General features: G+C 55.8%; 10 protein-coding genes and 3 pseudogenes. 11 read left to right on the top strand and 2 right to left on the bottom strand.

The window, feature by feature from the left end:
• The first annotated feature begins 7 nt into the window (after positions 1–7).
• Positions 8–1,561, top strand: coding sequence for a trimethylamine methyltransferase family protein (locus tag E4662_RS21545; protein ID WP_136443826.1), 1,554 nt, complete (start codon positions 8–10; stop codon positions 1,559–1,561).
• Positions 1,561–2,235 carry a TetR/AcrR family transcriptional regulator gene (locus E4662_RS21550; protein ID WP_136443709.1) on the top strand — a complete coding sequence of 225 codons (675 nt, stop codon included), beginning with the start codon at positions 1,561–1,563 and terminating at the stop codon, positions 2,233–2,235. Before E4662_RS21545 ends, E4662_RS21550 begins: the two co-directional genes overlap by 1 nt.
• Positions 2,236–2,343: 108 nt before the next feature.
• Here the strand turns inward: E4662_RS21550 and E4662_RS21555 are convergent.
• Positions 2,344–2,565 (bottom strand): annotated as a pseudogene (locus E4662_RS21555) (integrase core domain-containing protein); the annotation flags it as partial.
• Between E4662_RS21555 and E4662_RS21560 the strand changes: the two are divergent.
• The 3 genes and pseudogenes from E4662_RS21560 to E4662_RS21570 all read left to right on the top strand — a co-directional run.
• A pseudogene (locus E4662_RS21560) lies at positions 2,562–3,605 on the top strand (IS110 family RNA-guided transposase); the annotation flags it as partial. The pseudogenes E4662_RS21555 and E4662_RS21560 sit on opposite strands and share 4 nt — an antisense overlap.
• Positions 3,606–3,863: 258 nt before the next feature.
• Positions 3,864–4,154, top strand: a pseudogene (locus tag E4662_RS21565) (integrase core domain-containing protein); the annotation flags it as partial.
• Positions 4,155–4,574: 420 nt separating this feature from the next.
• Entirely contained in the window at positions 4,575–5,246 is a 672-nt protein-coding gene (locus tag E4662_RS21570; RefSeq protein ID WP_136443710.1) for a GntR family transcriptional regulator, read from the top strand.
• A 27-nt stretch (positions 5,247–5,273) separates the two neighbouring features.
• Here E4662_RS21570 and E4662_RS21575 read toward each other — a convergent pair whose 3' ends face one another.
• On the bottom strand, positions 5,274–6,770 hold the full coding sequence (locus tag E4662_RS21575) for an aldehyde dehydrogenase (RefSeq protein WP_136443711.1): 1,497 nt from the start codon (positions 6,768–6,770) through the stop codon (positions 5,274–5,276).
• Positions 6,771–6,840: 70 nt separating this feature from the next.
• Here E4662_RS21575 and E4662_RS21580 point away from each other — a divergent pair, with 70 nt between their 5' ends.
• The 6 genes from E4662_RS21580 (at position 6,841) to E4662_RS21605 (ending at position 14,204) form a co-directional block, all read left to right on the top strand.
• The gene (locus E4662_RS21580; protein ID WP_206080331.1) at positions 6,841–8,457 is read left to right on the top strand and encodes a GMC family oxidoreductase; all 1,617 of its coding nucleotides are present in this window, start codon (positions 6,841–6,843) and stop codon (positions 8,455–8,457) included.
• A 48-nt stretch (positions 8,458–8,505) separates the two neighbouring features.
• Entirely contained in the window at positions 8,506–9,390 is an 885-nt protein-coding gene (locus E4662_RS21585) for a transketolase (protein ID WP_136443712.1), read from the top strand.
• 2 nt (positions 9,391–9,392) lie between these two features.
• Positions 9,393–10,388 carry a transketolase family protein gene (locus E4662_RS21590; RefSeq protein ID WP_136443713.1) on the top strand — a complete coding sequence of 332 codons (996 nt, stop codon included), beginning with the start codon at positions 9,393–9,395 and terminating at the stop codon, positions 10,386–10,388.
• A gap of 26 nt (positions 10,389–10,414) precedes the next feature.
• On the top strand, positions 10,415–11,659 hold the full coding sequence (locus tag E4662_RS21595; protein WP_136443714.1) for a sugar ABC transporter substrate-binding protein: 1,245 nt from the start codon (positions 10,415–10,417) through the stop codon (positions 11,657–11,659).
• 62 nt (positions 11,660–11,721) lie between these two features.
• On the top strand, positions 11,722–13,209 hold the full coding sequence (locus E4662_RS21600) for a sugar ABC transporter ATP-binding protein (protein WP_136443715.1): 1,488 nt from the start codon (positions 11,722–11,724) through the stop codon (positions 13,207–13,209).
• Positions 13,209–14,204: an ABC transporter permease gene (locus E4662_RS21605; RefSeq protein WP_136443716.1), complete on the top strand. Its 996-nt coding sequence runs from the start codon at positions 13,209–13,211 to the stop codon at positions 14,202–14,204. Before E4662_RS21600 ends, E4662_RS21605 begins: the two co-directional genes overlap by 1 nt.
• Positions 14,205–14,214: the final 10 nt, after the last annotated feature.

A 14,214-nucleotide genomic window follows, 5' to 3' on the forward strand; every position in this document is an offset into this window, starting at 1 on the left:
CATGGTTATGGCACCCGAAGGCAGGACGCGCGGTGGACGTCGCGGGCGCAGGTCAGCGGTCGACACCAGTGCCGCTCCCAAGCGTGACGTGAATTATCGCCAGCTGCGCAATCCATTCCCTGTGATGGATGTGTTTTCCACCGATGAAATCGCGAACATGCACGAAACTGCGCTCCGCACGTTGGAAGAGCTGGGGATGAAGGTGCTAAACGCTGAGGCGCGGGGTTATTTCGCCAAGGGCGGTGCCCGCGTCGATGAAAGCACCGAAATGGTCTACATCGGCCGTGACATGGTGGTAGAAGCGCTGAGAACAGCACCGAAGTCCATCAACTGCCGCGCCGGCGCGCGCCATCGCGGTTTGGTGCTGGAGCTTGGGACGATTGCCTTCCAGCCAGGGGCCGGGGCGCCACATGCCACCGATCTGGAACGAGGCCGTCGCCCCGGATCTGCACGCGATTACCGCGAATACACGCAGCTTGCGCATCACTTTGACGTCTTTCAAATGATGTCCCCTTCGGTCGAACCTCAGGACGTAGAAACGCATGTCCGCCACTACTTTACCACCGAAGCGCAGCTGACCCTGACGGATAAATTCCCGTTCCTTTTTTCGCGCGGCACGCCGCAGGCAATGGATAATTTCGAAATGCTGCGGGATTTCCGGGGCCTGTCGGATGAAGAGTTTATGGCCAACCCCCATGCCTATACGATCATCAACACCAACAGCCCCCGCACGCTTGATCTGCCGATGGCACAGGGCCTGATCGACTTTGCAAAGAACGGCCAGATGAGCATCGTGACCCCGTTCACGCTGATGGGCGCTATGGCACCAATCACTGTGGCAGGCGCCATCACGCTTAGCCATGCCGAGGCTTTGGCCGCGATTGCATTGGTGCAATTGGTCAAGCCCGGCGCACCGATCTGCTATGGCACCTTCACGTCGAACGTCGACATGAAGTCAGGCGCGCCTGCCTTTGGCACACCAACGCATTTCCAGGCTTCATTGGCTGCAGGCCAGCTGGCGCGTCTTATCGGCCTGCCGTGGCGCTCGGCCGCTGGGTCGGCGTCCAACATCAACGATGTGCAGGCCGCCAACGAAAACCAGTTTGGCCTTTGGGGCTGTCTGATGGCGGGCGCGTCGGTGATCATCCACTCTGCCGGGTGGCTGGAAGGGGGGCTTAGCGTCTCTTACGAAAAATTGGTCACTGATGCCGAAGTCCTGAACATGGTAGCCGAGCTTTGCGCAGGCCGCGCTGCAAGCGCTGATGAGATTGGCTTTGACAACGCGCTACTGCATGTCGAACCCTCTGGTCATTTCTTTGCCTCACCGCAAACGATGGAGCGTTACAATACCGAGTTCTATGAACCCATTGTGCATGACTATGCCAACTTCGGAACATGGACAGAACGTGGTGCTAAAGACGCCAACACCCGTGCCACCGCCGTCTGGAAAGGCATTCTTGAGGCCGACCAACGCCCCAAAGTTTCTGGTGATCGGGTCGAGGCATTGCAAGCATTCATCGCCAAACGCACAGCCGAGGGTGGTGCCCCGCCAGAAAGCTGATGGCAGAGCGCACCGCACCCAAGCTTGTCCGCGAAGACCCTGACCGGGAACCTCTTGTCGGGAACATCAAGGTCACACGCGAGGATTGGTTGAACCTTGCCCGCGATGTTTTGGTTCATGACGGCGTGGCAGAGCTGAAAATTCTGTCACTGGCCGAACGTCTGGATGTGTCGCGGTCCAGTTTCTATTGGTATTTCAAAAGCAAAAGCGACCTGCAGGAATCGCTTTTGGATGAATGGGAAAACCGAAACACCGGCCAAATCCTTGCACAGTGCAGGCTGCCTTCGCGCACAATCGCGGAAGCGGTTTCAAACTTCTTCCGGTGCTTTGTGGATTCTGACGGGTTTGATTCAGGTCTGGATTTTGCGATGCGTGAATGGTCGCGGCGCAACGCCAATGTCCGCGCCCGCATCGACAAAGCGGATGCTACGCGCCTTGAGGCGGTGACTCAGCTTTTCCTGCGCCATGGCTATCCAGAGGAAGAGGCTGACATCCGCGCCCGTGTGATTTATTTCCAGCAGATCGGTTACCACGCGCTGGAGCTGCGCGAGAGTCTTGAAACGCGCCTCAGCCGGGTCGCGGGGTTCCTACGTGCCTTTACTGGGCAGGAACCCGATGATCAGACGATGGATGAATTTTTGACCTACGCCCGCCTGAAAGGGCCCAAATCATGAGCCGCGATTCCGCATATACATTGTTCCGCGAAGGGCTGTGAGGCGGCAAAGGGTGGTGCTGTGCTACCGGAAGTGTCCCCGCTCGGGGCTAGATCTTTCGTCCTTTGATCACACAGACGGGCTGGATGCGCCTGGCAATTTCATGAGCGCTGCTGGAACCTTGTTCCCAATGGCGCTGTGCGGTCTTTCTTCGTTGTAGTCTCGGAGCCAAGCCTCCAACTTTTCGGCGGTATCTTCAAGGCCCATGAACCAATGAGCGTTCAGGCATTCAGATCGGAGTTCGCTGTTGAACGCCTCAATGTAGGCATTGTCGGTCGGCTTTCCCGGCCTTTGAGGCCACGGGCAATTATCACCGCGCGCTCGCCTACCGGCTTGGGGACGCCGGTTTCGATGTGAAGTTGGTGTCTTCGGTCGCATTGGCCCGTACCCGTGAGGCCTTGAACAACAGTTGGGACAAGAACGACCCAAAGGATGCGCAGGTCATCCTGCACATGCTGCAGATCGGGAACGAACAGTTCAATCACGATCCACTGTTGTGCGGCACAAACGATCTTCAGGAATTGTCCAAAACGCACGACATCGTCTCCTGCTCGAAAACCGAGTTTAGGTATCGCACCCTGACTCACTATCTGCCGCTATACTGGCCCGAGGCAGAACGCTTCCATTGCAGCTCGCGCAGTGACTGGTTCTTTGCCTTTCTCGAACGCGATCTTTCAGCGCATTTTATCTCTGTCATGGACCACAAGGTATTCATTGCTGATGCCTGGGTAATAGTCGGCCGCAAAGCCTCGAAAGAACGTTTGCTTACAGATATTTATCAGACCGCCAAATACTCAGTGGGCCCGACAATTGCGAAGGACTCTGACGCTGCCAGGATGTTCCGCCTGGTCTTGAGTGAAGGGCGTAGTCTGATTGCTCAGCGTAACGAGATCGAGGACCGCGCCGTTGAACTGCTCAAGACTAACGACGACTATCAGCTGCTGACATCTATCCCGGGGATCGGGCCGATCAATGCGCTGACCATCCTGGCGGAGGCTGGCGATTTGCGCCGCTTTCAGCATCACCGCCAATTCCTGAAGTTCTGTGACATGGACCTGGCAACCGCCCAGTCCGGGAAATTCCGCGGCCAGACCAAGTTGTCCAAATATGGAAACGCCCGACTGCGCCGCACACTCTGGATGGCGGGTCAGGTACCCATCATGCAAAAGACTAACAGCTTCCGCGACAAATTCGAACGTTAAATCGCAAAAGATCGCCAAAACACCCATTTGCGCCGGAAGGCGTATACCGCAATCGCAGCCAAAATGGCCCGCACTGTGCACGGGATCATCAAACGTGGCGAACCTTATCGTCCCTTCTTTGAGGGATGATCGACAGCAGAAGGACCTTTGTCTGTAAGGGCCGTATAGGCGAGCACTCGACCTCGTAGATAATGTTCAGGCCTTCTGCTCAACGACCTGAAGATCTCGTCTTAAGGACGGTGAGAGCCGCAAAAGAGTACTCTGTGTTTGTTATGGGAGAGACCTGTTGTTGACCAAAACGCCAAACTGACACAAGTTCAAACGTGCTGGAACGCTTCAGCATGACAATGATCTGATGCTAACTCAACGTCATTGCGAAGGTGTTACGGAACCGAGTTCACCAGCATGGCCATACTGCGATGGGTGCAGGAAACCAGGATCGGCTGGCATTACATCGCGCCGGGAAAGCCAACCCAGAACGCGCTCATCGAAAGCTTCAACGGCAAGCTGCGCGACGAATGCTTGAATGAAACGCTCTTCCGCTCACTGGTCGAGGCCCGTGAAACGCTGGAAGCATGGCAAGAGGACTACAACAAACAAAGACCGCATTCGGCGTTGGGAAACCTGACGCCAACTGAATTTGCACAAAGAACGATGATGGACAAATTGGCCGCGTAGGGCCATCAAACCAACCCTAAGGACTCTCCGTGAGGTGGAGGAAACTTAGGGCTCGGGTCAAGCCGCACAGGCAAGTGAAGTGTTTCCAGTCGGCTGTCGGCATTTATGGTGTTTTCGGCTTAGAGCGCTGTCGGGAAGTCGCACGAAGTGTCAACCAGCCGAAACCAAAAGACTGATCCAGTCACGCGAAGGGGCAGGGCGACGGCCTCCGGGTTCGAGCCCGATATCTCGCCGCGCTTCAATTGCCTCGTCAGCGAGTAATGAACTCGCTCTTGGCAGCTAAGGGATGATTTTCTTTCTCTCCGTTCAAGTCACTCAGCATACCAGAAAAATGTCGAACAAGTTTGCGCCGCCGGACGTAGGCCCCAGTTGAAGATTTCTTCTAATTCATATATCATATAGTAAATAGAGGTAGATGAAATGTCCATTTTGAAACAGATACCAAAACAAAGTCTGTCCGACCGCGTCTACATGGACCTTCGAACGGCGTTAATGGATGGCCAATTTGAACCTGGCGACAGGCTCAAGATCTCGGCACTGTCCGAAGAGTTAGGTGTGTCCTTGACGCCAGTTCGCGAGGCTCTGTTTCGGCTGGTCAGCGAACAGGCCCTGACCATGAAAACGGCAACCGCGATTCACGTACCGGTTCTGGACGCGGAGGATCTGCTGCAAGTCAAATTAATTCGGCTTTCGCTGGAAGGGGACGCAGCGGCGGCGGCGGCGGCCAAAGCTCCGCCAAAACTTTTGCGTGACCTGAGGGCATTGCAAGATGACTTTCTGGACGTAGTGGCCACCGACGCCAAACGGGCGTCCCAGTTGAACCGGCAGTTCCATTTCCAACTGGCAGAGGCGTCAGGTTGGGACATCGTGATGCACACCATTGCTAGCATGTGGGCAATGATCGGCCCAGTCCTGAACGAGTTCCACCGAACCGTGCCGACACGCGAATTGTCTGGAGAACACCGGCACGAGGCTGTTCTTGCCGCTTTGGAAGCCAAAGATCCGGAGGCAGCTCGGCAGGCTATCCGCCATGACATTGAATGGGGAGATAGAATTATCGACTGGTTGTCCAAACGCCAGGTGGCGGAATAGGGCCGCGCTGCCGCGGCCCAGTCCTTTTTACAGCTCCATCCAAGTGGATTTGAGTTCGGTGTATTTGTCCAGCGCATGAGCTGAACGATCCCGACCATTGCCCGATTGCTTATACCCACCAAACGGCATGGTGATGTCGCCGCCGTCAAAGCAGTTGACCCAAACGCTGCCGGATCTCAGTTTGCGTGACACTTGATGCGCTTTTGAAAGGTCTTTCGTCCATACTGACGCAGCAAGGCCAAACTGGCTGTCATTCGCCGTTCGCACCGCTTCATCAACGTCTGTGACGTCAATGACAGACAGGACAGGTCCGAAAATTTCTTCTTGCGCGATGCGCATGTCGTTGCGGACACCTTCGAAAATGGTGGGTTCGATATAATAGCCACCGATATTCAGGTTTGCCCGATTGCCGCCAGTAGTAATTTCGGCGCCTTCGTTCTCTCCGATTTTGATGTAGTCGAGGACGCGGTTCATCTGATTTTCATCAACCATGGCACCCATTTTGGTATCTGGGTTCAAGGGATCGCCGGCAGAGATCTTGGACGCAGCTGCACGCACCTCGGACATGAATTCGTTTCGAATACCATTCTCTACAATAAGTCGAGACGGCGCGACGCAGACTTCGCCCTGATTGAAGAACATGCTGTTTGTTACAGTCTCTGCGGCCTCACCGATGTCCTTGCAATCATTGAATACAATAAAAGGAGTCTTGCCACCGCATTCCAGCCAGACCCGCTTCATGTTGGACTGGCCAGAGTATTGAAGAAACTTTTTGCCAATCTCGCCGGATCCGGTGAAGACCAGCGCATCGATGTCCATGTGCATTCCGATGGATTGGCCCGCGGTTGGGCCAAACCCCGGCAACACGTTGAAAACACCGTCGGGCACGCCGGCTTCGGCGGCCAACTCTGCAATCCGCAGCGCAGTAAGCGGGGACTGTTCGGCCGGCTTCAGAATGACCGAATTGCCAGCCGCAAGGGCCGGGGCGACCTTCCACATCGACATCAACATGGGGAAATTCCACGGTGTCACGGCTCCAACCACACCGATAGCTTCTCGGGTAATCATGCCAAGTGAGTTCGGTCCCGAAGGCGCAATTTCATCATAAACCTTGTCGCACCATTCTGCATACCATTGCAGGCACTCATACACCGCGCCGACATCAAAACCGGTGCTTTCGGCAATCGGTTTGCCCATATCTATAGTCTCAAGGACGGCGAGCTCGGCTGCGTTGTCTGCAAAGGCTTGAGCAAACCGCAACATGACTTTCTTGCGTTCCTTTGGCTCCATATCTGACCAGGTTCCGGCTTCGAAGACTTTTCGCGCCGCCCCAACGGCGAGATCAACATCCGGCGAATCGCACGAGGCAACTTGATTGAGAACTTTACCGTCACGCGGAGAAACGTTGTCAAAGGTTTCTCCGCTCACGGCGTCGACAAAGTTCCCATTAATGAACGCCTTTCCAATGAGATGCGTTGTATCGAGCACCGCATCAACCTCTTTTCTCGTTTTGAAATCAAGCATGTTTGCCTCCGTTTCAGAATGTTGTTGTCAGCCTGTAATAAATATCATATATGATGTTTAAGCAAGCAAATTGATTGCCGCTGGGAGGACGAGAATGCCTGATTATATCGTTGTAGGTGGAGGATCAGCCGGATGTACGGTCGCGGGTCGACTGGCCAGCGAAGGCGCCGGTTCTGTTCTACTGTTGGAGGCAGGCCCCAAAGACACACATCCGTTGATCCATATCCCGGCAGGATTTGTGAAACTGCTTGGTGGCAAATACCTTACTGATTACAAAACCGAACCGCAGTCGCATTTGAATGGCGCAACCCCGTCTCTTCCTCAGGGGAACGTGCTCGGTGGCGGCGGTTCGGTGAATGCGGCGATCTATATTCGGGGGCAGAAGGCCGACTACGATGGCTGGGCGGAGGCCGGAGCGGACGGCTGGGCTTACAAGGATGTGTTGCCCTATTTTAAACGAGCGGAAGACAACAACCGACTGGCCGATGAGTTTCATGGGGTCGGCGGCCCGCTTGGGGTGTCTGACACTGGGAACGTGGACGAACTTACGCGCGCTTTCATCAAGTCCTGTCAGCAGATGGGGGAACCCTTCACAGCCGATTTCAATGGCGTGCGGCAGCGAGGCGTAGGGATCAATCAGACGACGACTCGCAACAGACGGCGCTGTTCCGCCGCCGTAGCTTACCTGCCGCAGGGCAGGGCGTCTGGAGCGTTGGCCGTGCAAACAGGCGTGTTTGTGTCACGGATTATTATTGAGAACGATCGTGCTGTCGGGGTCGAGGTTCTAAACGGCAATGACCGCAAGATCATCCGAGCCGACAAGGAGGTCATTATCGCTTCGGGCGCGTTGCAAACGCCCAAGCTTTTGATGCTGTCCGGCATTGGCCCCGAAGCGGAGTTGGCGCGACACGGGATCACGATGACGCACAAGCTGGAGGGCGTGGGCCAAAATCTGCAGGATCACTTTGAAGCTGGAGCGATCCGCTATTGCACAGGGCGGTACGGCTATTACGGGCAGGATACAGGGTTCAATGCGATTAAGAACGGGTTGCAGTACTTGCTGTTCAGATCAGGGCCGGTGGCATCAAACGTGTCAGAGGCATGCTGCTTTCTGAACGTGGACAACCCGGATGATGAGCCAAACGTGCAACTACACTTTCTGCCGATCGTCTTTATGGAGAACGCGGATGCCAAGGATCTGAAAGCCGCAGGTGCCACGGTGAACCCCTGTGTCTTGCGACCCAAAAGCCGGGGTGAAGTTACATTGCGGTCGGGAAACCCTCGTGATCTGCCAAGGGTTGACCCAAACTTTTTCTCTGATCCCGATGACATCCGGCTTTCGGTGGCCGGGTTGCGCAAGGCGCAGGAAATTCTGGCTCAGGACGCTTTCAAGCCTTACGTCCAAGCCCGTGAAGCCTTCCCGGCTAAGACCGATGAAGCGGAACTGGTCGCCTATTGGAAGAAGCACGGCAAGACTGTCTATCACCCTGTAGGCACCTGCCGGATGGGGCGCGACGAAATGGCCGTCGTTGACCCGGAATTGCGTGTCCATGGAATCGCGGGTCTGCGAGTTGTCGACAATTCCGTCATGCCCAACCTTGTATCAGGGAACACCAATGCGGCGGCGATCATGATTGGCGAGAAAGCCTCTGACCTGATTATGCGCCGGAACTCATTTGCTGCGTAACATACGCATGTCTCTCGAAATCATATATGATATAATACGGACGAAACGATGCTAGATAATCCGAAAACGAACCAAGCGCCGTGGGAGAGTTTTCGCCCCACTGACGATGAAATTGACCACCTGCGCGACCGCGCGAAATTCATTCGATTGGAAACCATTCGGTTGATCGAAATTGCAAAGGTGGGGCACTACACGTCCGTGTTTTCGGCCGCTGAAGCCTTCGCCGCTTTGCATTACGACGTAATGTCGATCAACAAGGCGGACCCTAAAGACCCTAAGCGGGACCGGTTTCTGATGGGCAAAGGTCACGCGGCGGTGGGTCTGTTCCCGATCTATGAAGAATTGGGCTGGATCACTAAGGATGTGTTGGACGGATATACCCGTCTGGGCAATCCGCTTGGTGATCACCCCGATATGCGCAAGGTGCCGGGCGTCGATTTTTCTTCAGGCTCAATTGGGCACGCCTTGTCCGCTGGTGTTGGCATGGCCATGGGCGGACGGCTTGATGATCTGGATTTCACCACTTTCGTGATGACCGGTGACGGCGAAATGCAAGAAGGCCAGGTATGGGAAGCCGCTTTGTCGGCGGCGCATCACCGCTTGCGAAATCTGGTATGTATCGTGGATAGGAACGGGTTCCAGTTGGACGGTTCTGTCGACGATGTCATTGGAATCGAGCCTCTGGATGAGAAGTGGCGTGCATTTGGCTGGGATGTTCAGGTTGTGGACGGCCACAACGTGTCCGACCTGACGGCAGCGCTCCGCTGGGCCAAGGCGGACACAGAGCGGACAAAACCACTCTGCATTATTGCCAGGACCCTCAAGGGCAAGGGCGTTTCATACATGGAAACCGAGCCGGGCTGGCATCTGGGCTATCTCACGCCCGCTGATGCGGCGCGCGCGGTTCAAGAGATCGAAGAGCGGGTGATCTGATCATGACTTATGTGGCTGAAATCAAAGAAGAGGGTTCCTGGCAATATCGCGCATTGAATGCGGTGACACCGGGTCTGTCATACCTGTCAAATGCGCTGATAGAGTTGCGCGAAGCCGGACATCCGGTAGTCGCCGGATCGGCGGACCTGCAATACTCGAACGGGCTGAATCTCTTCGCTGAGAAATACCCCGAACGCTACATCCAGTTTGGCATTTCTGAGCAAAACATGGTCACGGCGGCTGCCGGGCTTGCGACCACTGGGCAGATGCCCTTTGTTGCGACGTTCGCCAGCTTCGTCGGTTTGCTTGCTTGTGAACAAATCCGTATGGACGTGGCCTATTGCGCGCAGCCTGTGCGCCTGATCGGGCACCACACGGGCATTTCGCTGGGGTTCTATGGCACGTCGCATCACGCGACCGAAGACATCTCGACCATGCGGGCGATTGCTGATCTGACGGTCGTCTCGCCTGCGGATGGCCCACAACTCGCTGCTGCCATCAGGGCGAGCGTGGATTGGCCGGAGCCGATCTATTTCCGAATTGGTCGAGGCCGCGAGCCGAATGTCTACGAGGACGGCTCTCCTTTCGAATTTGGCAAGGCGATCGTCCACGGTATTGGTGATGACCTGACCATTATTGCATGTGGTTTGCCGGTGCACCCTTCACTCGAAGCTGCCAAGGCTTTGGCTGCTGATGGTTTAGATGTGGGTGTCATCGATATGGCAACCGTCAAGCCGATTGACCGTGACGCCATTCTTAAAGCTGCGGCCAAATCCAAGCGCCTGATGACGGCGGAAGAGCACAACGTGATCGGTGGTCTGGGTGCTGCAGTGGCCGAGGTACTCGCAGATGAAGGCGCGGGTGTGAAGCTTTATCGCCATGGCATCCGCGATGAGTACGCACTGATCGCTCCGCCGACCCATCTCTACCGTCACTACAAACTCGATACTGACGGGATCTCCGAAATCGCCAAAGCACTGATTGCCGGCGATCTCTAACTTAGCTGCATAAAGGGAGGACTGAAATGCAGGTTTTGAAAACAATCCAAGCCGTTTTGTTGGGAGCGACGCTTCTGGCCGGAACGGCGATGGCCGAGGAAGGCCACGAAATATACTCCTTGATGCCGAATACGGCGCTGTCGGGTGTCATCGACCCGAACATGTCGTCACGATCCGACATTGAAAAAGCGCTGCCGATCTCTGCTGGAGACGATGGCAAACTGACCATCGGCTGGTCCGAGATGACGCTTGGCAACCCTTGGTTTGTTGCGGTCATTGAGGGTGCTCAGGCGACTGCAGAAAAATACGGATACGACCTGCAGGTACAAGTGAACGACTTTGATGTGGCCAAGCAAAGCGCTCAAGTCGACAACTTCATCACGCTGGGTGTTGACGTGATCGTCATTGATCCAGTCGACGTGTTGGGCGCTGTTGCGGATGTGGAACGCGCCGTAGAGGCTGGCATTCCGGTCATTGCTATCGGGACCGCACCTGATGCCGCAGCCCCAATCGTTTCGACTGTCACCGCAAATCCTTATGGAAACGGCTTTGAGGCAGGCAAATATATCGTTGCAAATTGGGAAGCTGAGACCCCAATCAACGCGGCGATGATTGTCGGCCTGATGGGCAACTCCACATCCGAGAGCCGCTTGAACGGTATGGTCTCTGGTATCGTAGCGGGTCGTTCTGAGCAATTGGGCCTTGGCATGAGCAAAGAAGATGCAATGCTCAAAGGGTTCAACCTGTTCCAGGAAGTGAAATCGAACGGCTCGATGACCTGGGAGGAAGGAAACTTCAACGTCTTGGCATGGGGCGCTGGAGGTTGGACCGAAGAAGGCGGCTTGACTGCAGCGGAAGATATCCTGACGGCACAGGGCGACAACCTGAACCTGATCCTCGCCGAAAACGACTTTATGGGCATCGGCGCATTGAATGCGTTGGACAATGTTGGCCGCAACGGGACTATCCCCGTGGCTTGCGCGGCTGACGGGTTTGCTGTGTCTCTGGGTCTGATCGCGGACGGAGAAATGATGACCACCGGGCCAAACTCCGGGACCGCAACAGGTATTGGTGCGATTGAGCTGATTCACCAACTGGTCGAAGGCAAGCTCGATGGGACCAATTTGCCGCTGGCATCCTACTATCCATCGGGCGTGATTTCGATCGAAAACGTGGCGGATTACATTGATGAAGACAAATCCAACCCGTTTTTCCGCTTTGAAATTCCCGCATTCCTGAGCGTGGACGAGCTGAAAGCGACGCTGAACTAAGCTCTGAGGGCTCGCGCGAAGACGAACGCGCGGCCCCTTTCATCCAAAGAGGGGAGGACGCGATGGCACAGGTCGAGATGGTCGGCATCGCAAAGCATTTCGGAGGTGTGAAAGCGCTGCGAAATGTTTCGTTTGCAGCTGAGGCCGGTGAAATCCATGCGCTGATGGGGGAAAATGGCGCCGGGAAATCCACCCTGATGAAGACGCTATCAGGCGCCTATTTGCGCGACGCAGGCGAAATCAAACTGAAGGGCCAGGTAACGGACATCCAGTCCCCGCGTCAGGCGCTCGATATGGGTGTAACCGTGATCTACCAGGAGCTGGTGATCGCTCCGCATTTGAGCGTTGCCGAGAATATTTTCATTGATCATCTGTCGACCGGCGGGTTCTTCGTCAAGCGCAGCCATATCGAGGCTGAGGCGCGCAAAGTTTTGGCAGAGATCGGATTTACCGACATTGACGTTAGCCGCCCCGCCGGAGAGTTGTCGATCGCCTACCAACAGGTGGTTGAAATCTGCAAAGCGCTGACCCGGAATTCTTCGGTTTTGGTTTTGGATGAACCGACGGCGGTTTTGACCAGCCATGAAACCGAGAAGCTCTTCGAGCTTTTGTTCCAGCTGCGCGACAAGGGGGTGTGCATTATCTATGTCTCCCACCGGCTGGAAGAGATTTTCCACATTTGTACCCGTGCGACGATCCTAAAGGATGGCGAGACGGTGGGTACTGTCAATATCGCGGACATCACTCAACACGACTTGATCAATATGATGGTTGGCCGAGAATTGAGCGATCTTTTTCCGGATCGCAGCGTCGAAATCGGTGCACCGGTGCTCGAGGTCGAGGGGCTGAATGCGGGTGTGATGGTTCAGGATGTCGGGTTCACACTGTACGCGGGCGAGGTGTTGGGTTTTGCTGGCTTGGTCGGTGCAGGCCGGACGGAGACAATGCGGGCGATCTTTGGGGCAGATGCGCGTGAGAGCGGCCGCATAGTTTTGAAAGGGCGCGAAATCTCGCCGAGTTCTCCAAAGGAGGCGATCCGAGACGGCATCGGCTTGCTGCCCGAAGATCGCAAAGCACAAGGCGTCTTGCTGGAAATGTCTGTCCGGGTGAACGGTGCGTTGCGGCCTGACAGCCCATATGAGAGCAAGGTCGGCCTAATCGACAGGGCAGCCGAGGGCCGGGGCATTCAGGCGCTAGTTGAGCAGCTTGCGGTCAAAACGGCCTCGATCGAGAGCAACGTTGGCGATTTGTCGGGTGGCAACCAGCAGAAGGTTGCACTGATGAAATGGGTCGACATGGGGTCAGACGTTTTGATCGTGGATGAACCCACCCGCGGCGTCGATGTGGGCGCCAAAATTGAAATCTACAATGTCATCAATGATCTGGCGGCTAAGGGCGTCGGTGTAATCGTGGTCTCTTCCGAAATGACAGAGCTGATCGGTGTTTGTGACCGAGTTCTGGTGATGCGCGAAGGCCACATCGCCGGAGAGCTCACAGGCGATGACATACGTGAAGACAAAATGATCGCACTCGCGATGGGGTTGAACTGATGGAAAACAAAACACTTGGGCAAAAAGCCTCTTACATCTTCTTTGAATACAACGCTTTGGTGATGCTGGTTGTGTTGGTCGTTGCGTCCAGCTTTCTGTCGGAAGCTTTCCTGAGCACGCAGAACATCACCAACCTGCTGCGGCAACTGATCCCGCTGCTGTTGGTGAGCATTGGCATGCTATTGGTGATCCTGACGGGCGGGATCGATTTGGCCGTCGGGTCTGTCGCTGCGGTGGGCGGTGTTGTGCTGGTTATGGTGATGAATGGGAATGCCGATGGCGGTGCTTTCTGGTTGATCCTTTCGGTTCTGGCTGCTGCCGGGGGCGGGGCTTTGCTGGGAGCGGTCACCGGTGCCTTTGTGGCCTTCTTTCGCATGGCGCCCTTTGTTGCGTCGCTGGCATTGATGACGATTGCACGCGGGATAGCCTATATCATCTCGAACGGTCAGCCGCAGCGGTTTGACCGCGAGCAGGAGGCGGCGCTGATCCTGCGCACCTTCGGCAGCAAATCCGCACCGATCATCGACCTGGCCTGGCCCATCGTTTTTGGCGCGTTGGTCATCGCGTTTTTCTATGTGTTGATGCGCTACACCGCTTACGGGCGGCTGACAGTGGCAACTGGTTCAAACGAAACCGCGATCCGGCTCGCCGGGATCCCCGTGGCGCGCTACAAGCTTCTGGCCTATGCCGCCTGCGGTGCGCTGAGTGCCATTGCCGGCGTTGTCGTGGCATCGCGTTCGGGTGTCGCCACACCTGCATCCGGCGTGGCGCTGGAGCTCGATGCGATCGCGGCTTGCGTCATCGGTGGTGCGCTTTTGTCAGGGGGCAAGGGTACGGTGGTGAACACCGTCATCGGTGTTCTTGTGCTGGGCTTGATTGGCAACATCATGAACTTGCTCTCCGTGCCTGCCTACCCGCAACAGGTAATCAAGGGCGCGATCATCATCCTGGCCGTGCTGCTGCAAGGTGTCGGACGCAAGGATGCACGGGTTTGATTTCCTAGAA

Source organism: Pacificoceanicola onchidii, assembly GCF_004804335.1.
Classification (GTDB): domain Bacteria; phylum Pseudomonadota; class Alphaproteobacteria; order Rhodobacterales; family Rhodobacteraceae; genus Pacificoceanicola; species Pacificoceanicola onchidii.